The sequence below is a fragment of the Longispora albida DSM 44784 genome (assembly GCF_000379825.1).
Lineage (GTDB): Bacteria > Actinomycetota > Actinomycetes > Mycobacteriales > Micromonosporaceae > Longispora > Longispora albida.
The window spans coordinates 73752-98803 of record NZ_KB903834.1 but is presented as its reverse complement, the minus strand read 5'-3'; the positions used below and the strand labels follow the sequence as shown (position 1 = coordinate 98803).

General features: G+C 68.4%; 13 protein-coding genes. 2 read left to right on the top strand and 11 right to left on the bottom strand.

Annotated elements, in window-relative coordinates; genetic code table 11:
• Window position 1: 1 nt before the first annotated feature.
• Both A3G1_RS35950 and A3G1_RS0120930 read right to left on the bottom strand, forming a co-directional pair.
• Entirely contained in the window at window positions 2-6595 is a 6594-nt protein-coding gene (locus tag A3G1_RS35950; RefSeq protein WP_245563554.1) for a DddA-like double-stranded DNA deaminase toxin, read from the bottom strand.
• Between the two features lie 583 nt (window positions 6596-7178).
• Window positions 7179-7460 (bottom strand): hypothetical protein, encoded by a 282-nt coding sequence (locus A3G1_RS0120930; protein ID WP_018351440.1) that lies wholly within the window; start codon window positions 7458-7460, stop codon window positions 7179-7181.
• Between the two features lie 223 nt (window positions 7461-7683).
• On the opposite strand from A3G1_RS0120930, the gene A3G1_RS0120925 reads away from it, so the two are divergent.
• Window positions 7684-8739, top strand: a complete 1056-nt coding sequence (locus A3G1_RS0120925; RefSeq protein ID WP_018351439.1) for a helix-turn-helix domain-containing protein — start codon at window positions 7684-7686, stop codon at window positions 8737-8739.
• 186 nt (window positions 8740-8925) lie between these two features.
• Here the strand turns inward: A3G1_RS0120925 and A3G1_RS0120920 are convergent, their stop codons facing one another.
• From A3G1_RS0120920 to A3G1_RS35940, 6 genes are all read right to left on the bottom strand, one after another.
• Window positions 8926-12108 carry a helicase-related protein gene (locus A3G1_RS0120920; RefSeq protein WP_018351438.1) on the bottom strand — a complete coding sequence of 1061 codons (3183 nt, stop codon included), beginning with the start codon at window positions 12106-12108 and terminating at the stop codon, window positions 8926-8928.
• Between the two features lie 19 nt (window positions 12109-12127).
• Window positions 12128-13735: a hypothetical protein gene (locus tag A3G1_RS40665; protein WP_157641259.1), complete on the bottom strand. Its 1608-nt coding sequence runs from the start codon at window positions 13733-13735 to the stop codon at window positions 12128-12130.
• Between the two features lie 680 nt (window positions 13736-14415).
• On the bottom strand, window positions 14416-15291 hold the full coding sequence (locus A3G1_RS0120900; RefSeq protein ID WP_245563552.1) for a replication-relaxation family protein: 876 nt from the start codon (window positions 15289-15291) through the stop codon (window positions 14416-14418).
• 2 nt (window positions 15292-15293) lie between these two features.
• A complete protein-coding gene (locus A3G1_RS35945; protein WP_245563551.1) occupies window positions 15294-16904 on the bottom strand; it encodes a type IV secretory system conjugative DNA transfer family protein in 1611 nt (536 codons plus the stop codon).
• Complete coding sequence (locus A3G1_RS0120890; RefSeq protein WP_245563550.1) at window positions 16904-18301, bottom strand: hypothetical protein; 1398 nt, start codon at window positions 18299-18301, stop codon at window positions 16904-16906. The genes A3G1_RS35945 and A3G1_RS0120890 overlap by 1 nt, the downstream gene beginning before the upstream one ends.
• A 395-nt stretch (window positions 18302-18696) precedes the next feature.
• Window positions 18697-19359 (bottom strand): DUF2637 domain-containing protein, encoded by a 663-nt coding sequence (locus A3G1_RS35940; protein WP_083937018.1) that lies wholly within the window; start codon window positions 19357-19359, stop codon window positions 18697-18699.
• A gap of 319 nt (window positions 19360-19678) precedes the next feature.
• Here A3G1_RS35940 and A3G1_RS0120880 point away from each other — a divergent pair, with 319 nt between their 5' ends.
• On the top strand, window positions 19679-20734 hold the full coding sequence (locus A3G1_RS0120880) for a hypothetical protein (RefSeq protein ID WP_157641258.1): 1056 nt from the start codon (window positions 19679-19681) through the stop codon (window positions 20732-20734).
• A 707-nt stretch (window positions 20735-21441) separates the two neighbouring features.
• Here the strand turns inward: A3G1_RS0120880 and A3G1_RS0120875 are convergent.
• From A3G1_RS0120875 to A3G1_RS35935, 3 genes are all read right to left on the bottom strand, one after another.
• On the bottom strand, window positions 21442-22680 hold the full coding sequence (locus A3G1_RS0120875; protein ID WP_018351432.1) for a hypothetical protein: 1239 nt from the start codon (window positions 22678-22680) through the stop codon (window positions 21442-21444).
• Between the two features lie 487 nt (window positions 22681-23167).
• Window positions 23168-24076 (bottom strand): AfsR/SARP family transcriptional regulator, encoded by a 909-nt coding sequence (locus tag A3G1_RS0120870; protein WP_018351431.1) that lies wholly within the window; start codon window positions 24074-24076, stop codon window positions 23168-23170.
• Window positions 24077-24241: 165 nt separating this feature from the next.
• The gene (locus A3G1_RS35935; RefSeq protein WP_018351430.1) at window positions 24242-25045 is read right to left on the bottom strand and encodes a class F sortase; all 804 of its coding nucleotides are present in this window, start codon (window positions 25043-25045) and stop codon (window positions 24242-24244) included.
• Window positions 25046-25052 lie beyond the last annotated feature (7 nt).

Sequence of the window (25052 nt, the reverse complement as noted above, 5' to 3'; positions counted from 1 at the left end):
GTCAGCCCCTGCCCGTCAGCACTGTGGGCGTCGTTGCGCCCGGGTACCACACCCTCATAGTTGCCCCCTTCGGCAGGATAGCGGGCACGGCCACCTGGCAGGAGTATGGGCCGCCGCACACGCCCCGGGGATTGTTGATGATCACGTCAGCGTCCGTGACGCCGTTTTCCCGCATCCACATAGCGAATTTGACTTCCACGTGATCGGCTGCCGGATGCTGCGCGCCCCGCGGGGGCATCGCGACGTCCGGCTGCTGGCTGAGAAACTCATTGATCTTTGCGCTTGATTCGTCTCTGCCGCTGCTGACTCCTGCCCCGATGGGCTTGCCTTCGGAGTCGAGCATCTGCCCGCTGGTGATCTTGCCGCGAAGGTTGCTGATGGCGGCTGCTGCTGCGCTGGGTGTGCAGCCTCCGGTGTTGTGGACGAGGACGGGTGTGCCGCCTGCCATGACGTAGTAGGTGTGGATGGTGGCGATGGTGAGGTCGTGCATGTCGCGGGTGCTGATGTAGTTGCTGATGGCTGCGACGGTGATGGTCTCGCCGGTGGTGGTGGCGAGGGTGTCGCCGGGTTCGAGGTCTGAAGCCTCGGTCCAGCCGCTGGTGGTCTGGTTCCAGAAGGGGTGGTTCCAGGTGGTGGTGAGGGTGACGTCGCTACCGGCCTCCGTGGTGAGGGTGAGGTCGGTGAGCTGGATGTCTTCGTTGCGGTGGACTGCGGTGACGGGCTGGGTGCTGGTCTGCCCGGTTTCAGGGTCGGTGGCGGTGACTTCGTCGCCGGTTTCGACGTCGGCGATGGGTTTGGTGGTGCCGTCTGCCATGAGGACGGGGGTTGCGGGGTCGAAGCTGTGGCATCCGGCGGAGCCGCGGTTACGGCCGAGGCGGAACGTGGGACCTGTGTGCTGCCAGTAGGCGAGCACGCCGACGGCGGTGGCGCTGATGTCGTCGATGATCCGCCATTCGCAGGAGTTGGTGCGGAAGCACAGGGCTTTTTCTGCCTGGTCTATCATGCCTGTACGGCCGCAGTGGAAGCTGCTGTTGGCGCTGCTGCGGCAGACCTGCTGGATCCCGACGGCGACGGCGACGATCGGATCGGTCTTGGGCTTGGTCTTTTTCCATTCGTCCGCCTGCTGGGCGACGGCTGTGACGAACCTGTCGATGTCGTCGACGGCTTCGGGTTCGACGTAGAACCCGGCCATGGTCGCGGTGCCGTCGTCCCATTCGGAGTAGAACGTGCCGGTGTCGCCGATCTCCACGGTGTAGATCGAGCTGCGGCCTTCCAGGTCATTATCGCGCTGCAGGCCGGTGGGGTCGGAGCTGGTTGCGGGGGCGTTGTTCGCGTAGGCGTATCCGTGCCAGGACTGCGGGTCGTTGACGTCGAAGACGGGGTCGGCGGACAGGAACCGGCCGGTCGCCGGGTTGTACTGGCGTGCTCCGATGTGGATGTAGCTGGTGTCGGGATCGCTGACGCCGTCCACGAAGCCGCGCTGCGCAGGCCAGGCGGCGGGGATGGTGCCGCGTGCCGCGCCGTAGGGGTCGGTGCGCTTGCGGGTGACGGCGAGGGTGGCGGAGTTGACGGCGGCCTGGCCGGTGCCGTGGTGGTCGGAGGCCATCCATGTCAGGCCGCCGGTGGTGGTGCGGACGGCAATGACGCCGCCGGAGGAGTAGTAGCGGGTCGCAACGGGGCTGCTGGTGAGCGTGTCAGCGTGCAGTTCCAGCGCGCCGAGGTAGACGGTGCGGCCGGAGCTGTCGGCGCGCATGATCCGCCCGCCGTCGGCGTTGTACACGTACGCCGAGGTGGTTGTGCCGTTGCTGATGGCCGAGACCTTGCCGAGGTCGTTCCAGGTGAACGTCTTGTCGTTGTGGGTCTTGGTGTTGCCTGCGGCGTCGTAGGTGAACTGGTCGGTCGTCGCCGCCGCGCCAGCGCCGATCTTGGTGTCGATCTTCGTCAGCGAGTGCGGGTTCGCCGCGAGTGCGGCGGGGGTGGTGTAGGTGCGGACGGTGTCGCCGCTGCTGTTGTGCCTGGTTTCCGTCTTGCGGCTGCCGGCCTTGTCGAACGTGTAGGACTTCCAGTACGGCTCCACGCCGCCGATGATGCCCTGCGACGGGGATGCCTGGCATGTGCTGGCACCAGTGGCCCATGCTTCGGTCATGCGCCGCAGGCCGTCATATGCGAAGCACTGCGTCCCAGCGGTTGTGGTGCCCTTCGTCTCGGTGATGCCCCTGACGTTCCCGGCAGGGTCGTAGGCGTACTTCTCCTTGTACTCCTCGATGAACGAGCCCGATCCCCCCTCGAGGGACAAGGTCACCTCGTCGAGGCGGAGTGTCGCGTCATCCCGGCTGGTGGTGATCTTGACGCGCTTGGAGCCTGTGCCCAGGGTGCGCTGGTACACGCCGCCGTCGTGGTAGTACCACGTGTTCGACAGGTAGGTGTCCAGGCCGGTCATGGTGAGGGCGTGGCCGGTGGAGGTGTAGCCGTAGGTGATAGTCTCGGCGGGCAGCCCACCCGCTGCGGGCAAGGTGACGGTTGCTGGTGACCCGTCCGGGTTGTAGGTCATGGTGGTGGTGTAGGTGCCGGCCAGGGTGCCTTGGGATGCTGGCACCGTGACTGATGTACCAGTAGGCCGGTAGGCGTTGTCGTAGCCGGTGACGCTGGTGATCCAGCTGTCGGGGCCCTCGTGCTGGGCAGACGAGGCAGGCTGGCCCTTGGCGAAGGTGTCGTACGTCCACGATGCGAGGAGCTTGAGTTTCCCGGCGGCGTCGCGCACGACGCCGGTCTTGCGGCCGAGGGCATCGTAGTTGTAGTTGAGTTTCACGCCGCGTGCGTCAGTGGTGGAAGTGACCTGCCCCGCCGCGTCGTAGGTCGTCGACACGCTGCCCGCGTCGGGGTCTGATTTCGCGGTGACGCGTCCGAGGAGGTCGTAGGTGCTGGTCCAGGTGTTGCCCTCGGTGTCTTTGACGGATGTCATGTGGTCGAGGCGGTCGTAGCCGAAGATCGATTCTTGGTAGGTGCCTGAAGGCTGGGAACCGAGGTACTGGCGCAGTGCTGTCGTTCTGCCCCGTGCGTCCTTGATCGTGGTCGTCGCGGTCCCGCCCGACGGCGGGGTGAGCGTGACACGGTCACCATCGTGGGCTGTCACGGTCTGGAAGACCTGCACGCCTCTGCTGCGCAGCGTGTCCGAGACCGGCCGGCCGAGTGAGTCGAAGGCGATAACGTGCTGGATGGGTACGTTGACATCAGGTGTGCCGTACAGCGTCCCGGACGGGGACACCGCCGCCTTGTAGGCGTTGGTCAGCCATACCCGGCCCGCCGCGTCGTATGCCTGATCCGCGATGGACGCATTACCGTCCTGTGTGATGGTTTGCGTCTGGCGTGGCCGCAGGCGGCCGTCCAGAATCTGGTAGGAGTCGATGGTGCCGCCGCTGGGGCCGATTTTTGCTGTTTTCACCGACGGTGTGGGCGAGCAGGTGTAGCTGCCGTTGCTGTACCCGCACGAGGGCATCTGGTAGGTGTAGGCCACGTCCGGGACCGCCGCTACAGGCCGGCTCGCACCCCATGCCCTGACCAGGCGCCCGAGCGGGTCGTACTGCGTTGTGGTGACCTTGCCGTTGGGATCGGTCATCGTCAGCGGTGTTCCGCTGCCGGGGTTCAGCGTGGTCGTGGTCTCGTGCCCGGCAGGATTCCTCGTAGTGACGCGGTCAGTCGGCACGCCGTCCTGCGGGCCGTAGGTGGTGGTCGTCGTGCGGCCGAGCGCGTCGGCCGCGGTCAGCACGCGGCCGTAGGAGTCGTGGGTGGCGGTGGCCATTTGCCACCACTCGATGGTGCTTCCGGGACGGTGCAGGGAGTTGGCCTGGGTGACCAGGCCCCTGACCGGTGCCGCGCCGACATAGTTGCTGCCGTCGTACTTCATCTGGCTGCCGCCGAGGTAGTCGGCATCAGCTGGGTTCGCCGCACATGTCGTCGTCAGTGTCTGCGACACGTAGTCGATCAGATGCCGGGCGGTGTCACGGGCGTAGCTGGTGTCGACGCACACGTCGTCGGCGGTGCCACTGTCACCGAGGTCGGCTGTCCTGGTGATCAGCCCGTAGGAGTCGTAGGCGTACTGCTTCCTCGCCTGTCGCCACCGGTTTTCCGCGGCGATGTAGGTGCCGGTGATGATTTCCTTCTCGCGGACCTGGTATCCGGAGTACCCGCCCCAGTAGGGCTGCCACGACGTGTTCATCTCATACGGCACGTACACCATGTGCCGGCGTGCCTGCGGTGAGGCACCGGAGTTGTCGTAGACGTACTCCTCCCGCACCACACCAGCGAGCCACAGGGAGTCGGTGAGGACATTGGACCAGGAGTCGGTCAGGGTGACGCTGCGGGTGCCGCCGCTGCCGTTGACCCGGTCTCCGTGCATGCCCCGGAAATACCGCTTCGTGGAGTACTCCACGGAACTGCCGGCGCCGTGCCAGGTGTGGACGGTGGTGTAGCCCTGCCACCGGTTCCAGGAACGCTTGCCGTAGTCGAACTGCGTGTAGTTCTCGTCGTGCCGCCACAGCGCCGTGGTGCTGGAGCCTTCGTTGCTGTAGTTGTACGTCCACCACTCGTCCGGGCTGCCGCCCGTGACATCGACTTCCTTGACGGATGCGACGACGTACTTGTGGAACCAGCCCCATCCGGTGCCGTTTGTGGTGTTCTTCGGGTCCAGGGTGAAGTACTGCGGGAAGCACCGCCGGTCGTTCGCCACAGCCGATTGCGGAATCAGCGTCGCCGAACAGCCCACGCCGGACGTGTCGTTGGCGTCGTAGGTGACAATCGTCTGCGAGCCGGTGGACGGCGTGATGCGGAACAGCCGGTACTTGTTCATCGGCGGCACAGCAATTGATGTGTTGTAGTCCACCCGGTTCGGCTTGGCCTGCCCATCGAAGTACAGGACCGGTGAGTCGAGGCTGTTGCCGGAGTAGCCGCCGGTGTGCTCGACCGACCCGAGCCACAACGACGGCGCTGTGCCGTCGCCCGGATCGGGGAACCAGTGCTTAAGCCGCCACTGATCGGCCTGCTGGTAGAAACCCGGGACGCCGTCCTTGGGCGGAACCCAGTACTGGGTAGTCACCGAGGCGAGGCGTACCGAGGTCCAGAACGTCGGTGACTGGTTGTTCGGGCAGCCAGTCGAGTAGCAGAACAGGTCCCACGGGGTGTCCGGCCAGCCGGCGCTGTTACCGCTGCACACCGAAACGAAGCACCGCTCCGCCGGGGCGAATAGCACCCGGTACGGCGCGCCGCCGCCTTCGGCGCCCTGGCGGGTGCCGTACTCGATCCGCGACAGGTACCCGCCCCGGTCAACGAGGTAGGGGATGGTGTTGTTGTAGGCGCCGTACCAGTTCTGCTCCCGCTCATAGAACAACGTCATCGAGTTGCCCTTGGCGTCGAGGACGTAGTCCAGGTTCCACCGCCACGCCCGCCGGCAATGGGAATCGGCGTAGTTGGCGTTGTAGCAGCGGTGATACGACTGTGTGGCCCACACCGGGGTCATCCACGCCGACTTGGTGACATCACCGTTGTCCACACCCCACCGGCCGCCGAGCCCGAACCAGTACTGCGTGCCGTCGACCGTAGTGATCTTCCAGTGCTCGCCGTTACCGCCTTCGCCGTTGGCCGCACCATTGAGGCGCTCCACCTTCGACCCGTCGTCGTTCACAGGCTTGAACTGGCCGGTATTGTTGTCGATGATCAGGGACGTGGACCTGCCGCCGAGGCTCATCGTGACGTGGTCGGAGGCGTAGCACAGGTCCCCCGGGTTAGGCATGCCCGTGCACGAGGTGAACTGCCGCTCGATGAACCCCATCGCCAGGTCCCACCCCTCGCCGGCCCAGCTCGTCTGGCCGGAGGTGGCGAGGGTGCGCGAGTCCGTGGACTGCGACGAGTACGACAGCGCGACCTTCGGATCCAGACCGCCCGCAGACTTCGGCACACCCATCGGCACCGAATACGAGAAATCCCCCGACTGGGAGCCCGCCGCCCACGAACCAGCCTGCGACAGCGGCGTGGACGCGAATGACCCCGGCCCGGTCGTCGCCGCGTACGCACCCGACGGTGTGTCAGCGAACGATGAGAAGCCCTGATCGGCGTACGCGGTCACCGACGCCGACACCCGCTTGTCCGCCCACGTGTTGCCCGAGTCCGGCAGCGGCGTCTGCACCTGGCACTCGGAACGCTCCGGCGTGGTCAGCGCGCACCCAGGCAGTGCGACAATCCGCAGCCGCGACGCGTAGTCCGAACCCAGCGCCTGAGCGAACCCCGCATAGTCCAGGCCCACACCCACACGACCCGGCGTGGTGATGCCGTCGGAGCGTTTCACGGTGAACATGACACCGGGAATACCAGCCTTCTTCGCCACCGCGCGGTCGGCGACGATGACCTTCACAGCAGCCGGCGGCCCGGCAGCGGCCTCCTTGGCCGTGCGGGGCTCGCGGGCAGCCAGCGTCGATGTGGTGGCATTCGCACGGACCGAGAACGCCGACGTGCCAGCCCTCGACCACACACCGGCCGACGTGCCGCCTTCGCCGGCGGGCGCGGCAGCCTGCCCCGCCTGCGTGACCGGTGCAAGCTCCGGCACCTCCGCCTCATACGCGCCAGGCACAGGCCACGACTCAGCCGGTACCTGCCAGGCGGGCATGGGCTGTGCGGGCAGTGTCTTCGGGACGACCGGCTGCACTGGCGCAGCCGCCTCGTTCAGCGAGGGAGCGTCTGGCCCTGGCTCGGCCAGGACGGGTACGCCCGGTAATAGTGAAAAGGCAATAGCCGTAACGAAAATGGGCACGGCAAAGCCACGGCGCAATAGCACCTAGATCCCTCCCCGGATCTCAGACAGCAACAGGTGGCCTGGGAACCTTACGGACCCTTGACAGCCGCCGCAATCAATACTTTCCGTCATCAACATGTCTGCGTGAACCACAAAGGACTATCACTCTCTGCAGTTGCCCTGGTGGGCGGATTGCTCGGGATAGCCCATACTTCCGATGTAAGCTGCGAGATCCGGTGGCGCCCTGGCGCGGGTGGAGGTCACCGAAGCCAGGCTCCGGCTGTCAGCGCGGTTGCGGACAGCAGCCCGCAAGCGAACGCGATGAGGAAGCCTGTCGCCGCCAGGCTCGCCAGCCGCCGGGCGGCCCTCCAAGCTGCGCTCATGGCAGGCCGGCGGTTCACGGCCCTGCCGGCCCGCATACCAGGTCCGTGAACTCAGCCAGCCGGTCCGGGCTCTCCTCGAACTCGATCGGGAGGAAGCCGTAGCCGATCATGAGGGTTTCCACCTCCCCGCGTGTGGCAATCAGGAGGGAACCGGCTGGAAGGCTCTCACCGTGCGCGAAGTGGCCGCCGCTGTGGGCATAGATCACAGCGTTCAGGTTGGAAGGTGGATAGATCGCCGTGAACTCGGCGATCTGCGCGCCCAGTTCCTGGTGCTGTTCTGTGGTCAGGTGCAGCATGCTTCGTAGTCCTCCCTGGTCACACCGGAGCCGGGTGCGCCCGCCTGGCTGTCCTCGCGCCGCCGCAGGGGCAGCTGATGTCCAGGCGAGCCCGTAACGGAAGAATCTGAATTGATCATCTGGGTCGGGAACGTCCGCTATGGACTCAGCCTGGCCTGCGAGGCAGGATCGGGGAACGAGCGGGAAATTGCCAAGACTTGCCAAAGCGCGGGGGTGATACCGGATGACCGGAGATGGTGCGACGCTGAGAACAGCGCGTCTCGCGGCTGGCGTAAGCCTCAAGGAGATGGCCGCGCTGACGTTCTACAGCGAGTCCTTGCTTTCCAGGGTGGAGCGGGGCTTGCGCACCCTGACGCCAGAGATCCGGTTCCGGTACGAGCAAGTCTTGGGAGACGCCGTGTATCGCAGGGAACTACTCACCGGCGCCGCTGGCGCCGTCGTGCCGCTCGCACTGTCCAGCCACATCCTCAAGAGCTTCCAGGAGCCCGGCACCGCCCAGACGTCCCTCGATGACTGGCGAGGCAAGGCCGCAGCGTACGGGCGCGAGTACATGCGCGTCCCGGCTGCTGAGCTGCAAACCAGGCTGGCTGCTGACCTCATCGATCTCCAGCGCCAGTCGGAATCGCCAGCGCTGTGGGGCGTGGCAGCCTACCTGCTGAACACCTACGGCAAGACCATGCCCGGTTCCGAGCGCGCTCTCGGCTGGTACGGCGCCGCGCTGAGCGCGTCTGACCGATCCGGTGACACCGCAGTGAGGGTGTGGACCCGTGGCCGTGTCGCGCTGCAGCTCGGCTACGAAGGAAGCGACCCGGCCCAGGCCCGTGTCCTCGCCCGCCAGGCACTCGCGCTGTCGGACAAGCCCAGTACTGGCAAGATCAACGCCCACACGGCCATCGCTCACGCCGCAGCTCTGGACGGCAACACGGCCGAATGCGAAGAGCAGCTCACCCTCGCGTGGCGCACTTTCGACAAGGTCAATGACAGTGAGCAGATTTCTGACCATGCGATCCCGGGTTGGCGCATCGCTACATCCGCCTCGCTCGCCTACGCCCGCCTCGGAAGCGGCAAGACCATCCGGGCTGGGCAGACGGCAGCTGAGACCCGCCCTGGCGAACTGCCCAGATTTGGTGTCCACACCGACCTGCACGCAGCTTTGATGATGGTCAAGGCCGGCGACAGGGCTGGCGGAGTGGCCCATGCCCGCCAATCGATGGCCTCGCTGCGCGGCAAGGCCAGCCTGTCCCTCCAGTTGCTTTTGAGCGAGATCGAGCGAGGCTAGCCCCAGGGCACTCCTGGCAGCCACGGTTGTGACTGCCAGGTACCTCTGGTTCCCCGCTACCGGCCGACCGGGGATGCCGCCTGCCCAGGTGGCGTTGTCCGGCGTGAGTCACGCCGCAGCCCGCCCGTTCAGCAGGCAGCATCCCGGCGGAGCGCGTCGCGCCGGGGTACTGCTCGATGGCGTCTCTCAGCGTGCGTGCCGGTGCCGCCGGGCGCTAGATGCTGCTGGTGTCTTCGTCAGCTCAGGGCCAGGGATCACGATCCATGCGATGAGGTGGATGCGGCTGTCCGCTGTGATGGCCGGGATGCTGTGCGCTTCGGCTACGGCGTCGCGTGCCCGGTCGAGGTTGGTGGCCATGAGGTAGAGGTGCCGGTCGTCCAGTGGTGGGTAGTCGGTGGGGTCGATTGCCTGGGTGAGGTCTTTCATCCAGGTGGTGGGGTCGACCAGGGCGGCGCGCAGGCATGCGTCGTCGTCGGTGACGACGGCGCCGTCGCGGGGGCCGGCGAAGGCTTGGGCGAAGGCGGCCTGGTGGTGTGGTGGGGTTGTGGCGCTGGTGACGCGGAAGCAGTAGACGACGCTGGGCTCTTTGGCTGTGCGGGGGTGGACGGCTCCGGCCCAGTGGGGGTAGTTGAGGATCGCGTCTTTGATGGCGGGGTTGCGGTGGGCGTCGCCGAGCCAGGCGTGCCACCAGTTGTTGTCGCGGTCGAGGAGTTCGGGTGGTTCGGGTTCTTCTTCTGGGTGGCGTAGCCGGTAGAGGAGTTCGGTGTAGGTGGCGTTGGCTTTGGTGTTGGGGAGGATGCGCGCGAACACGCCGACGGTTCTTGCAGCGATGTCGATTTTGCGGATGAGGATGTCCATGATTCCCAGGACGACGTCGATGATCTTGTCCGGGAGGATCGTCCAGCAGGTGATGTGTTTGTGGTGGCTTCCGACGCGGTCGAGGCGGCCGGCGCGCTGGCGCATGCGCTGGGGGTTCCAGGTCAGATCGTAGTGGACGCAGTGGCTGGCTTGCTGGAGGTTGACGCCCTCGGCCATTGCGTCGGTGCAGATCAGGACGTCGAAGTCGTCGCTGGGTGGTGCGATGGTCCCGTTGCGCGGGCTGTGGCCGGCGGTGTCGGGCGCGAAGCGGGCCATGAGGTCTTCGGTCTGGCGTGGGCTGGGCCGGTCTTTCGTGCCGAGGTTGGCGATGCGTCCTTGGAGCCGCTGAAACTTGGGGTCAGTGTCGGCGAGGTGCTGGAGGTAGTCGCCGAGGTCGGTGGTGGTCTCGCGGGCGCTGGCGAACACCACGATCTTGAAGCGCTCTGGCTGCCGGAGCAGTCGCAGGAGCAGGTCGCGGATTTCCCTCTTCTTCGGATCGTGGGGAATCTGGTGCCGTGCAGCGTTGGCCAGGGCGGACAACCGGTCCAGGTCATGTTCGAGGTCGGCGCGCATCGCGGCGGTGTCGAACTCGGATGCGGGGTAGATGGTGCTTGAGCCGTCGCTGTATCCACGGAGAAGGTCATCGGACTCGCCAGCGAGGCTGTGCCTTGTGCCAGCATCTTGCGGGGTGTCGGGTTCCCAGCCGGTGAGTGTGTCGATGAATCGTTGCCGGGCCGACGGTTCGCTGATGCGCACGATGCCGTGGTCGAGGTCGTCGAGGGCTTGCCGGACGGTGGTGGCCATGTTGGCGGCGGTCGCGGCGAAGGCGGCTGGGGACGATTCGATCCGTTTGCACAGCATGGCGCGGAGCAGCCCGAGGAGCTGAGGGTTGTCGGGTCCGCCGCCGCCGAGCCGGTAGGTGTCCTTCTGGTAGACGGCGAGGGTGAGCGGTTTGTGCGGGCGGGTGTCCTTGCCCAGGGTGGTGAGCATGGTCGCGAGGTGGCCGGGGAGCTTGTCTTCGGAGCCCATCGCTTCGACGACCTCGACGAACAGCCGCCTCATGCCGGAGGTGAGCTGGTATCCGATCGCCTGGTGTTCCAGGTGCGGGAAGGCCAGGTTCGATTCTGGGTAGGCGAAACGGATGAGGTCGCGGTCACGGCGCAGCATCCGGTCGGTGAGCTGCTGGGCGAGCCACCGGCGGTCCAGCTCGCCGAGCGGCCCGGCGTTGGCCTGCTCGCACAGGTCGGCCAGTTCGCGCCCGGTGGGGCTGCGTTCCAGTGAGCGGGCCTGGGTGAAGGTACGGCCACGCTGCCAGTGCGGTTCGAGGCTGTGGTCGGCGAGCGCGAGGAGTTCAAAGAGGTCCTCGGCACCGTTGTTGACGGGTGTGCCGGTCAGCAGCAGGACCAGCGGCCTGCTCGGCTGGGCTGCTAGGAGCGACCGCACCGCGCTCATCCGCTCGGTGAGCGGATTGCGCAGGTTGTGCGCCTCGTCCACGACGACGACCCCGTACACGGGCCACCGGTGCCCATGATCGCGTACCGCGCGCCAAGAATTGCCGATCTTCTCGTAACTGCGGTATTCAGATTGGATGCCGTAGAGGGCCATGTGCCGCATCCACATGCCTTCCAAGTTGGCGGGCCCGATGGTCAGCGCAGGGCCGGTGAATATTCCTGGCGGGTTGCGGATGATCTCGCCGGCGATGAACGTCTTGCCTAGGCCCACCTCGTCGGCGATCAGCGCGCCTCCGTACAGCAGGCACTTGCGGCGGACCTGGGCCAGCCCGTCGCTCTGATGGCTCTTGAGCGCGACCAGCGGTCCGCCTTGGGCGTTGACGTGCTCGCCGAACGCCTCGTGCAGGAACCGCAGGAACGTCAGCTCCGGAGGGAACGCGACCAGCCGCTGGCCGATCAGTCCGGCGAGGTCCAGCGGGGCGCTGCCACCCCACCAGATGTCAGCCTGCCCGGCAGACTGCCGGGCCTCTTCCGCGCCGATCTCGCAGTTGAGTTCCTGATTAGAACGTAGCCCGCCGAGAGTGAAGTTCGAGGAGCCGATCACCGCCCGCGTCCGGCCGCCGCCTTCTGTGATGACCGCCTTGGCGTGCAGATACCCCTTCTTGTACACCGCGACCTGCATAAGCGGGTGAGCGAGGAGCCGGGCCAGGTCCTGCAGCAGCGCGAACCGCTCACTGTTGATCGGTGTCTCGTTGAGCTCGGCGCGCAGCACACGGCCGAGGTGCTGACAACGCCGCTCAACCTTCTCTGCGCGCGCGTCGGTGGTGTGCGGGAGGTACATCATCTCGGCCTGCTCGTCAGGGACAACGCCGATCAGCAGGCGGACCTGGCACCCGGTCTCGATGAGTCTGCGCAGCCGTGGAACGAGGAGCATGAGCCCGCCGTACGTCACGAAACTCGTAACCAGAGTGACCCGGCGGCCCCCGTTCCCGCAGGCGCCCGCCAGCCACTGGTCCAGGGACCCGGCGACGCTTCGGCCTGCGGCGGCGTTGATGAACATACGAACCTGTTGCGGTGCGTCAGCGCGCATCATGGCGGAATTCCTTCCCGGAGTGGATGCCGGGGAGGGCTCTGCGCGCCTCCCGGACGAGAAATGCGCCGATCATGTCGGCGAGCTCGTCGCCGCGCGCTTTGACCAGGGCCGCGGTGTCAGAGCCTGCATCGGAGGCGGGGGGAATGGGGATGCGCTGGGAATCCAGGACTGACCGGGCAGGACGAAGGGCGTGGTAGGCGGCCCGGGTCCAGCCGCCGTGCTCGGCCAGGATCCGCGCGGTGTCCGCCGTGGCGACGGCGCATGACGCCAGTGACGGGCCGCCTGAACCAGGCCACAGATCTACCAGCTCCATGTTGGCGAACGGGAAGACCCGATCCGGGTCGGCGAGATCGACGACCCGCACCGTCGAAGCCACACAGGCCTGCGCGTACAGCGACGCCAGGCCGGGATCCGCACGCCGGCCGCGCGATGTCAGCGTCTGCCTGTCGAGCCCCTGCGGGCTGGCACTGCCCATCCGGGCGAGGAGTGCCGCACGCGCTTCGGTCCAGCCGGGTGCGCGATGGATGGCAGCGATGTCGCCCTGGGCTCGTTCCCGGCGGCGGTACCGGCCGGTTGCTGAGGTCAGGGCCAGCCAGTAGCCGGCGAAATCGTTCTGAGTTGCTGCGGGAAACCTGGCCGCCATATGCAGCAGTACCTCGATCGCGGCCGGCCGGGGCATCAGGCACTTCGAGACGAGTCCTCGGTCCCGCAGATACGACATCGTCGACAAGCAGGCTCCGGTCACCTGCGCGACGGCGGACTCCACAACACACCGAGCGGCCGGCGCGCCCACCGGCAGGGCGGTCACACGAGGAGTCACCCGGGCTAGCAGTTCCTCGAACAGCTCGGGCGTGACGCTGTCGTCGAACCCCCACCGCCGTGCGAGGAGCATGACCCGCCGCATTTTGCTCGGCTGCGTCGCTGTCGCGTTGCCCGCCGGTTCCGCGGTCGGCGCGCGTTTGAGCCCCGGCCGAGCTAGATTCCCCGTCCGGGCAGGAACGGGAGGAATAGGCCCGGAGGCTGTCAGCTCAAAAATCGGTATCGAGACACTGCGCAGGTGGCGCTGCACGCGCAGGAGGTCGGGCAGGAGGACACCCCGCTCGGCGTCATCGAGACGCAGAACACGGACGAGATCCTCATCGGTAAGGTCACCGGCGACCAGGACCTTGACCGGCACATGCCGCCGATGGCCGCAGATCAGTGGCCGAAAACGAGGGAAGCCCGGCACAGTGAACACGACGGCGACTTCCAGGCGGTTGCCGCCCATGCTCTCCCAGCGCCAGCTCGGACATGACGCGGGGCGTACCCCGCAGCCACCGGCCAGCATCGCCGCAATCCGATGCCAGTTCACTGCCCCGCCTTCCGGCCTGAGCATCTGGCCCCGCCATAGCGTGCTCCGCGAAAGTCGCCAATCGCGAACTGCGAGTCCTCCGCCATCAATCGAGCGGGCGGAAGCCGAGCAGAGATCGCTGAAGAGCGCGGCGGTGGATGTGGCGATGACGCCGTCGAGGGCGGCCGGGCCACCAACAGTCAGCGAGCCTTCAGCTAGCCCAGCCAGCAGGTCTTTCAGGCCCAGAACCTCGTGAATGTGCACAGCGCCTCCCCTGACACCGATGGACGATGCCTGCGGGGGCACAAAGAACGCTAGTACCGGGGTACGACAGAAAACCGCGACACCCCGCAGCGCCGGAGCGCTGCCGATCGCACTTTCAGGAGGAAAGGTTACATACGCAGGAAAAGGGGCAGGCAGCGACTACGGGTCGCTGCCTGCCCCTTCGGCGGTTATCGGCGGACGATGTGAGTGCTGACCGACAGCAGGTCAGCGAGGCGCTCGCGTTGCCGTGGGCTCAGCGGCGGCGCGTTGTGAAGGATCTTGCTGATGGCCTCCTGGATGGCTAGATCGGTGTTGCTCGGCCGGGTGGTCCTGCTGTCGCTGGGTTGGCGGGGCCTGGGTACGCGCGGCGGCGGGTCCGGCTTGTGGTCGGGGTATGGGTGGGACGTGGACGGCATGGGGCTCCGGTGCGAGGGTAAGCGGGGCGAGGCCGGGCGAGAGCAGTCATGACAAGGCGTCTCCTTTGCTCGGTGCTGTGGTCTGGTTGGAATGTGGTCAGCGGGTGGCTGGGACGGGGGCCGGGAGCCGCAGCCAGGGCGGCTGGAGGCGGGACGGGCGTCGGGTTCGTGTCGGCCGGGTGGCGGGCCGGGGTGTGGGGCGGGGCATGGAGGGCTCCGGTCGGCTGGATGCTGGGCGGGACGGGCGGGGGACGGCGCTGGTGGTCACGGGCTGGCTCCGGGAGATGGAAGTTCAGCGAGCCGCCATCGCCGGGAGGGGTCGCTTCCGGCGATGCGCCAGACGGTTCCGGCGGGGTGGCCGTGGCCGCTCATGCTGGCCACGGTGAGCAGCCCGCCGGTGACGGCTGGGTGGGTGGTGAGTCTGGTGTGGAGTTCGTTTTCCTGTCTCAGGGTTTGCATGCGGATGCAGATGGCGTGGTCGTATTGCAGGACGCGGTGGAGGCGGGCGTAGCCGTCGAGTTTGGCGATCACCCGTTTGGTGGTTTCGGTGCCGCGGTCGTATTCGAGCCAGAACTGCCGGTGCCGGCCGTCGTGCTGCCAGTGGCCGTAGCCGTCGGGGCGCAGCCCGTCGCCGGTGGCGTTGCGGCGGCGGATGCCGGTCTCTGACCACCAGGCGTTCAAGGCCGTCCCGGTGTTGTGGCGGGCGTGGTAGGCGAGGTCGACGAAGAAGCCGTTGGCGCCGAGCAGATGCTGCAGGTCGCTGCGGGCGGAGAGCCTGTCGACCCGTGCCTGCACGGTCGCCTGCCTCGGGACGGGGCGGCCGTCGCGTTCGGCGAGGTAGCAGGCGGCGAGGTATCCGAGGCACCAGCGGTAGGGCTGGGTGCCTGCGGGTACGTGGATGCGGAATCGTGCGAGGACGCCGCGCTGGTGCAGGAGGGCGAGGCGGTTGCGTGCGGTGTGGAGGCTGGTGAACCCGAGGGAGGCGATGTGCTCGGTGGCGAGCACCTGGTGCTCGTCGAGGAGGTCGATGAGCCAGAGGTCGCGGGCGGTGAGGCGGGACAGTTCAGCCGACACGGGCCGCAGGGCCTGATCGGCAGCGGACGCGGGTACGCCCTTCGGGGTGGGGTGACGGGATGACATAGTCAGTCGCTCTTTTCACGGGGGTGCGGGATATAGGGGTTGAGCTGGGCTGTTAGAGGGGATGGGGCCGGAGGTTGGGGTAGGTGCTGGGGAACGGGCCGGTCTCCGGCCTGATCTCCGGCCCAGCCTCCGGGGTCCGGAGCCGCCGGAACCAGCGCATCGTCGGCGAGGCGAGCCGCCGGGCGGGCGGTGCGGAACAGCCGTGCTTCGGCCAGTGCCCGCCGCTGCTCGGCGGGCAGGCCCCGGGTTCTGGCTGCGGCCCGGAGGGCTTCGGCGCGGCCGGGTGTGGGTGGCGGTGGCGGGATGGTGGTGAGGCTGAACGGCTCGGCGTCGCGGCCGTCGATGACGAGGCGTACCACGACGCCGTAGGCGTCCCGGCGGGATAGATCCTCTGGGCTGAAGTAGGGGGCGGTGTGGTGTGCCCAGGCTTTCGCGTCGGCGGGTGCGAGGGAGAAGTACACCTTGTTACGCGCGTTGGCGTCGATCGCCGCAGCCATCTGCGGGGTGAGCTGCCCGCCATGCTGGTGGGCGAGGACCCATCCGAGGCGCAGGCCGCGGGTTTCGGCGAGGGCTTCGTCGATGGCGATGGGCAGGTTGAGGAAGTTGTGGCATTCGTCGATGATCACGGTCGCGTCGAGGCGGTCGTGTTCGTCGAGGTCGCCGCGCTTCCCCGCTGCCCGCAGCACGGATGCGAGGAGGAGGGAGCCGGTGAGGCGGACAGTGTCGTCCCCGAGTGTGCCTTTCGGCAGTCGCGCGAGGAGGATGCCGCCGTCGAGGATGTCCTGGAGGTGGAAGGTGGAGGCGGCGGTTCCGAGCAGGTCGGCGGCGAACCGCCGCGACAGCACCGCCCGCAGCTTCGACAGCAGGGGCCCGGCGTGCCGGGCTATCTCGCCGGGGGACTGGTGGTCGTGCCAGTCCCAGAACGTCTCCAGGCCGCCGATGTCGAGGGGGTCGGCGGTGCGGCGCATCTGGGCGCGGACCCGGCTGCGGAACGCCGGGTCGGTCAGCAGGATCGGCACGTCGGCGAGGGTGGAGCCGGGCACGTGCGCGAGGGTCGCCACGGCGTGGCGGGCGAGGTCTTCGATCCTGCCGCCCCAGGAGGAGGCCCACACTTTGGCCATGACCCCGACGAGGTGATCAGCCGTGTCGGCGGGGTCGGTGCCGAGGTCGAACAGGTTGAACGCCGCCGGAGCGTCCTTCTCATCCGGGTCGATCAGCACCATGCGGCCGGCTGCCTCGGCCGGGAGCCGGTGCAGCACGTCGCGGATCAGGTCGCCTTTCGGGTCGAGCACGATCACGCCGCGCCCGGCACGGGCCTCCCCGATGATCATGTTGAGGAGGAGTGTGGACTTGCCGGTACCCGTCGGTCCGGGTATGTGGAGGTGGTGGCGGGCGTCGGCGACGTCGACGCCGACGAGGTCGGCGCGCGGGTCGAGCGGCGGGTAGCCGAGGGCTTTCGGGTCGCTCCGGCGCGGGGACGACGCCGGGACGAGACGAAGCCGTGCGGGGACGGGCCGGGACGAGGCCGGTTCAGGGGACGGGTGGGCGGAAGAGCGGGACGGCCGCGCCTGGGCGCGGCCGTCCAATGGAGACGATGGGTGAGGGGTTCGCATCAGGAGAAGTCCTTGCTGTTGTGAGATTCAGGTTCGGTGCTGGGGTCGTCCGGGTCGCGGGGTCCGGGCTGGGTCCAGGCGCCGCCGCGCCAGGCCCACTCCGCTGTGTGCTGTGGTGCGGGGCGGCGTGCGTCGGCGGCGACGGGCCGGTGGACGGCTGCGGTGGTCATGCCGTACCGGGCTGGGTCTGCCGGGAGGCGGGCGAGGCTGCCGAGTTCGCCTGCGGTGACGAGGACCCAGTCGGTGCCGCGTGCCCGCCGGAACCGCAGCCACCTTCCGGCTTTGCGGATCCTGGCCGGGGTGAGGGCGCGGGTGACGGAGACGAATCCGTCGGCGGCCCGCCTCGCCTCGCCGCCACCGTGAGCATCGGGCGTGCTGATGCGGATGGTGGTGAGGAAGTGCGGGCCGTCGGCGAGTTTCTTGCGGGCTGCGTCCATCCCGGCGCGCTGCCACGCCTCGACCGGCGGCGGCCCGGGCGGGCGGTGCCCGCTGGCCGGGGTGCTGTTCGGGATGAACAGGTCCAGCAGGAACCGGACCGGGGCCGCCACACCCATAGCGACACCACCCGCAATGCGCTGGGGCCAGGTTTTGCGGGGCTTGGCCGGATAACGGGAGGCGTGCCTCAGCGCCGCCATCCGCTTATTCGGTACCGGGCGGACGAGGACCTGCACCATCACCGGCACATCGGCCTCGGCGATCGCGGAGTACACCGGCCGCAGCAGGTCCCCGTCGGCACCACCGCGTTCGGACCGCAGTCCCGGCGGCGTGGGGTCGTCGGTGAGCGGCCCGTGGTCGTTCACGACGGCTCGCAGCCGCCAGGCGGCCGTGCCGTCGGCGAAAACCGGGCCGGGGCTGCGTTCGATTCCCGCGCTTGGCCAGGCGCGGGTCAGTTCGGCGCGGGCCTCCGCTTCGGTGATCTTGCCGGGCAGCCACACCCCGGCCACCATCTTGCCGGTGGCGGGGTCGCGGCCGAACTCGAACGCGAGAGGCAGCGTGGCGAGCTTTGAGCTGCGGGCGGCTTTGCCCGTCAGGGCCGACAGCAGCCGCCATACACTCATCGCCCGCGCGGGGTCGGTGGAGCGGGGCGGGGTGACTTTCAGCCAGTAGCCGCGCCCGGCGGCCTTCTCGTGCAGAGCGCGGCGGGCCAGACGCAGGCCGGCCCAGCCCGCCACGAGAGCACCACCAGCCGGGGGCAGGACCGGCCACCATTCGGCGGCCAGCGCGCTTGCTGGGCCGAGGACGGCCTGCTCCCACCATTCGCCGGTGCCGAAGCCAGGACCGGCGGCCCGCAGCACGGCTCGGGCGGTCACCAGCGCGGTGTCCACTGTGAACAGGACAGACGACGCGGGCGCGGCATTAGCCGCGCCCGCCATGATCAGGGATAGGGGTTCAGACAAGAGAGGGGCTCTTCCGGGAGAGGTCCGCCGCAGCGGGCGCTGCGGCGGGATCGGGGCTCACGCCCCGGGTGGCGGCCGTGGCCGGAGGCGACGGCGGGAGGGTTGGTTGCGGTAGGGGCATCAGGGCAGGGCTCCAGGACGAAGAGGAGAAAGGGGGCGCGGCGCATAGCGCCGCGCCCCAGGATCGAGACGGTAGATGGACATCAGGCAAGACGGGTTCCCTTTGCGAGGAGGCAGGGTGGATGCCGCCGGGCGGGCGGCGTGCGAAGGGCGAGAGTTGCGGCCCCTACATACAGAAGGGGAACCGGATCCCGCGTTTCATCACAACTTCCGGCGAGAAACCGCGAAGATCCTCCGTTCGGCCGATGCGAGCACCGCAGGTATCAGCCGGTTGATCACCGGCTGCCGGTTTCTGCGGCGCGGAGTACGGCCAGGAGTTTCGACACCTCGGCGTTGCGGACGGTGTGGCCGTCCGCGCGGAGCTGGCTGGCGAGGTTGTCGCGAGTCAGCGGCCTGCCCGCCGCCCGCAGCCGTCCGGCGGCGACCCGGGCCGCCGGCAGCAGCCCCGGCTCGGCCGGGACGGGCTCCGCCAGAGCCGGCGGCTCCGAGGGCGCAGGCGGTTCTGAAGGTGCCGGTGGTGCAGGCTTCGGGTCCAGGACGCTGGCAAGGAGCTTCACCGCGATCAGCAGCGCCACAGCGGGCCAGCCAGCCACGACCCGGCCGACGAACCCGTGGCCGCCGACGGCGATGTTCGCCGCCATGCTCGCCGCGGTGCCCGCTGCCAGAGCGGTCCACGGCAGCCAGCCCGACGGGCGCCCGGCCCGCTGGTTGGCGAACAGCACCAGCGAGGCCACGACCTCCACCCCGTCCACAGACACCGGGAAAGCGTGCGACCGCCACCCGGACTCGCCATGCAGAACCGCCAGGGTCCGCATGTGGTCATACGAGATCGCAGCAGCAACCCCGGCCAGCACCGCCACGGTGACGGTCGCCGCCACCCGCACACCCCGGCCCGCGCGATCATCCCGCCCGCCGGGCGGATCGATATCCGAACTCATAAACCTCCCCGAAAACGGACCACTGGCCGTGGCACGGCGGCCACGGAAACGGATGAACACAGCTGAACAGTGCGATACATGAGGATTCCTTCGATGCGTGTGCGTGAGCTGCCCGTGCCGGTTCTGGCGGGAGCAGCGGGGCCTGCGTGTGCGGCCTCTACATACAGAAGGGGAACCAGGACCCCGGATTCATCACAACTTCCGGGAAACTACTTTCCGTCACCACGCCGCCACGGCGGATCGTAGGCTCACAACAGCCGCGTTACCGCAGCTCACAGACACGCGGCCGGGGGAAACAAGCCGGACGGGAGGGCGGCCAGTGACCGAAGATCCCGCCCAGGCTCCCGTGCCTCAGCCTGGGGCTGAAGACGGCGAGCCGAAGTCCCCGGAGGCAGAGGGCGCGATGCCGCTGAAGGTGATGCTCGGCCACGCAGCCCGCATCGAGCACATCGGCGTCCCGAAAGGCGTCCTCGGCAGGGAACCCGCCGGCGAGCTTCTCGCGCCACTGGATCTGAAGACGCTGATCCTGCTGCCGGCGACGCCGCTGGCAGTGCGAGATGCCGCCTGGGCCTACATCGCCGAGCAGGTCCGCGCGCTCGGCGGCGACTGGAACCTCATCGCCCTGGCCGCGGCATACCCGCGCCTGCGCCAGGCGGCCTGGAGCATCAAGCCCGGTAAGGAGCAGCCAGCCTCGGTCACGCACCCGATCCATAAGAGACTGATCGTCGAGTTCTTCGGCGTGCTCAGCGAACGCAAACCCGACGGCACCTTCCGCCTCGACATCACCGCCCCGCACATCGCGGTACGTGCCGTCGACCAGGCGAAATACCACACCCGGAAGTACTTCGAACGCGCCGCCGAGACCGCGTTCCACGAGAAGGCGACGTTCGACAAGACCATCGACCTCGCGTTCCTCGCGACCCGCCCGCTCGGCCGCTCCGGCGTACGCGACACCGAGACCCTGCACACCGACTACGCCCTCTACAGCCTCGTCAACGACACCCGCGGCAACCGGGGCGGCAGCAGGCTCACCCTCGACGACGCCGAACTCGTCGCCCGCACCCGATACGAATACACCACCAACACCGAAGGCGAACTGCGCACCAAGACCATCCAGGCCGCCGCCGCCGAACGCGGCATCCCAGCGACCGCCGCCGCGATGCGCCACAAACGCGCCATCGACCTCATCGCCGTACTCCTCGGCCACACCCCAGCGGCACAGGGCGGCGACCCGCCGCCCAGCCCCGCTCAGCCGCCCGGCACGAACCGCTCGGCCGCACCGGCGCGATCCCGGGCCTCCAAGACGCCGAGCACAGCTTCGGCGACCATCCGGGAGCCCTCACCGGACAAGTCCTCATCGACCCGCACCGCGTAACCGGGCATCTCATCCGTCAGCACCAGCACCGGCTCCCAATCAGGGGCGAACCGGAACACCACCGAGTACTCCTCACCCTGCACCAGCACCACATAGCCCCCGGCACCCGCCGTCACCCGTACCCGATGCGGCAACCGCACCGCCAGATCGGGCGCGTCCGAAAGAGCCTCCGGCACCGAATCCAGGTACGCCACCGGCAGCGACACCGACACCGCCGACACCAGATCATTGCCCGCAACAGCCGGCCCGGACTCGTCCGTCAGCTCCGCAGCCAGCGCCGCCGCCAGCTGCCACCGCTTCCGCGCGGCCTTCGGCAAAACGGGCGTCTGCAGCGGCGGCCTCGGGCGCAGCACACGCGGATCATCCACCGGAACCAGCAGCACCCTGTCATGCCCGCGCTCGAACTCGCGGCCGTGGGCCGCCAGCCACGCCTCACGGACCACCGCCGTACGCGACAGCCACTCCGCCCGGTCACGGGGCAGCCCGCCGCCATGCAGCACCAGCCCAGCCCTCCGAGCGGCATGCCGCCACCTGACGCTCCGGCTCCACCGCCTGCCCCCCACAAACAGCCACATTACTCACCCGCAGCACGGTTCCCTCCAGGCTCGCCGGGGTCCCCGCAGGGGCGGCGGGCCGTGGCCTGAACGCCAGCGAGATCCGCTTGCTCGCCAACGGCAACGGCGAGCAGATCAGTTCCAGCTACATCATCAGGGGCTTGTCGGAGGTGGAGCGGTCGTGGGCCGCAGGGCGAATGGCAGCAGTGCGAGGTGAATCTCGCGGTTGGGGTCGCCGACGGCGTGCATGACGAAGTCATGGCGGTCTTCGGTGCCATGCCGGCCGCGCCGCTTGAAGTTCGGATGTTCTTCGATCTTCGCCACGGCCTTGTCGATTATGGCGGTGACGTTGGCGTGGCGGATGAACAGCAGTAGGGCAGCTTTCGTATCACGCCAGACGAGATAGCCGAATAGCTGTTCGAGGGCTTCTTCGATCGTTTTTGGCCCCTTCCAGATCTTGCACTCGCCGATGAACACGTTGCGGTCCTCGATCCGGACGAGAATGTCGGTCTTGCCAGCACCGTTGAAGACTTCTCCGGCGGCGTTGCCCTGGAACACGCTGTTCAAGGCGATCAGGAGGATGTTGCGAATCTCCTCTTCGGACAGTTTCGCGGTCGTGGTGGGGCTGCGTTCCAAGCCATTGCGGGCGTTGCGCAGCACTTCCAGAGCATCTTCGTACTGGGGTTCGCTGAGCGCCGGTTCGGGCTTGAAGAGTCCCGCCTTCGGCCGGGCTGGCTGCCTGGCTACCTGAAGGGTCCGGCGAGTGACCGGGACACTGTAGGTCGCTGCGTCACCGCGTCGCCGGACGGGAATGCCGATGTCCGCCTGGATGTTCCGGACGTTGAGGAGTTCTTGCCGGCGGCGGGCGACCAGGCCAGGAACTTCGTTTACGACTCGCTGGTTGTGCTCATCGATCTGGGCACGGGACCAGGAGAGGTACTCCTCGATCTTGTCGATCTCCTGCTCGAAATGCGCCCGGATCGCGGCGGCGTCTGTGGCCGGCGCTTCCCAGGTGAGCCTGAGGTCAGCCTTGTTAACCGCAGCGATGCGGGGTGGGTTGAAGCCGTATGTTCTGGCCCGGATCATGAATACCTCGTGCTCACCGTCGAAGGGAACGATGACAGTGAGCCTGGGAACGCGCCGCTGGACCTGTCGGCCGAACTCGCTGTGCTGGAAGGTCGTCTCGGCTGGTTCGTCCATCCACCACTCGTCCCGGTGCAGTACCGGGCACCGAACGCTGCCCTTGTCGATGAGCTCCGCGATGGTGTCGGCCTCAGGTGTGCTGAGCAAGGCGTCTGGGTTTCGGTCTTGCAGGAGCTTGATCATGTGGCGGAAGGTGGCTTCGAGACCGCTGGACAGGTCTCCCTTGGAGAACAACAACACCGAGTCCATTGGACCATCCTGCTCCTGCGGTACGACAATCCGCGTTCGCCGGGGAGCCAACATTCGCGAGCGGTCCTTCGGGGTCAGTCTGCGCATGGGTCCTGGCCCCTCGACGCCCGCGTTGCGCATCGCAGCATGATCGCCGGCTACTCCGGCGGCGGCTCGATGTGGGTCGGCAGGCCCCTGCAAGCCGCAGCGCCCGGAACTCGCGGGTGCCGCCCGGAGCCGGCAGAAGGCCGTCCTCGACAGTCAGGACCTTGTTGATCCTGGCGAACACCTTCGGCCGTCGCCTCCAGCTCACGGTTGGCCCTCACCAGCGGCCCCATGAACGAACGACAATCGCTGCGCCGTACTGCTCGGCCTGTTCGCGAAAGGAGACTGGCCACCCGGCGACGCCCAGCCTGCACGTGTTGGGGTTACCTAGCCTGCGCGATCAACGACGAACCCACATCGGACATACCAGAACTCAAACATGAGATCACCAACCAAAACAACGTCACAATAGGGTATCGGTCTTCCCGACGCCGCCGATGCCCGCGATCGTGGAGATGAGCACCGCACTGGGCGCTGCCCTGCCGTAGTCGGGCAGCACGCCGTCGAGGAGTTCGAGCGGGCCGGTCCGGCCGGTGAAGTCCGGCAGGTCGGCAGGCAGCTGGGCGGGAACCGACGGGTCGCCGGCCTTGGGAGCCAGCCGCAGCTCCGGATCGGTACGCAGTACCCGCTGCTCCAGCCGGGTGAAGTCAGCGCCGGGGCTCAGCCCCTGCTGGTCGGCGAGCGCCGCCCGGAACCGCCGGGCCACCTCCAGGGCCTCTGGCTGCCGGCCGGCCCGGTAGAGCGCGAGCATCAGCTGCCCGGCCAGCCGTTCCCTGGCCGGGTCCTCGTCGACCGCCGCGGCCAGCTCGTCCACCAGCTCGGCGTCGCTGCCGGCCGCTAGCTCCAGGTCGGCCATCCGCTCCAGCACGACCAGGCGGCGCTCGCGGAGCCTGGCCCGCGCGCTGTCGACGTAGCCGGCGGTGATGTCGGCGAAGGCCTGGCCCCGCCACAGGGCGAGCGCCGCGCGGAGCTGGACGGGGTCCGCGCTGCCTGCCAGCTCCGTGAAGGTCAGCAGGTCCAGGCTCGCCTCGCCGAGGTCGAGCACGTACCCGGGGGAGCGGGTGACCAGCATGTCGGGCGCACCGGCCTGGGCGAGCGCCCGCCGGATGGCCGAGACGGAGCCCTGGAGCTGGGTACGCACGGTGTCCGGCGGGTTCTCGCCCCAGACGGCCCCGATCACCCGTTCGGCGGAGAGCACCTTGCCGGCGTGCAGCAGGAAGTATCCGAGGACCGCCCGGTGCCGGGGCGCGAGCGGCGGCAGCCGGACCCCCTGGCTACTCGCTTCGACAGGCCCCAGAACCCCGAACCACATGACCGCCCCCCACCTCGGTTTCCAGCCAGCCTAGACGCAGTCCAGCACGCGTCCAAAAGGCTGCGTAGCGAACGCATAGCGGTTCGGTAGCGGCGGGCGCGAAGCTCTTTTTGCGGGGCTGACAGCCCCGCAAACGGGGGAGGCGCGGGCCGCGAGGCCCGCGCCTCAAAACTTCTTACGCGTGGGTTTCGCACTGGTCTTCGGCGCCGGACTCGACGGCAGCGGCCGGAACCAGGTCCGGACCGGGGTCGCGGTGTCGGCCGGCGTGACCGGCCGGACGTTCGCCAGGGTGGCGAAGACGATCACGTTGCTGAGGTAGGTCTTCCTCGCCTTGTCGTACGCGCCGCCGCACGTGACCAGCCGCAGCCCCGCGTACGGCAGCGGGCCGTAGACCCGCTCGGCCGGGAACTCGTCCTTCTCGAAGGACGCGACGCCGTCGACCCGGAACTCGGCGACCTGGTTGTCCTTGCGCACGACCCGGATCAGCGCCCCGGGCTGGAGGGAGCCGAGCCGGAAGAAGACGGCCGGCCCGACGCGATCGGAGTCCACGTGGCCGGTGATCACGGCCGGGCCGAGTTCTCCGGGTGCCGCGCCGTGCCGGTACCAGCCGGTGAGGTGCGAGGAGTACACCGGCGGTACCTCGATCTCGCCGTCCTCGTCCACGCCGGTAGGTGTGACAGGTGCCCGCACGTCGATGCCGGGTATGTCGATCCTGACCGGCTCGGAGCGGGGCAGGCTCAGCGGCGGTGCCCCGGACGTGACGCCGGGCGACGGTACCGGGACACGCGACGGCGGCGCGGCCGCCGGGGCAGGCTGTGGTGGCGGCTCGGGCACGGTCACCCATGCCGCGACCAGCAGCCCGGCCCCGATCGCCGCCGGGAGTACGACGAAGGCCCCCGCCTTCCACCAGCGGCCAGCCCGCCGGCCCGTCCCGCGAGCCGGCTGCCCGCCAGAGGCTGGATCTTCCATGTCGGAT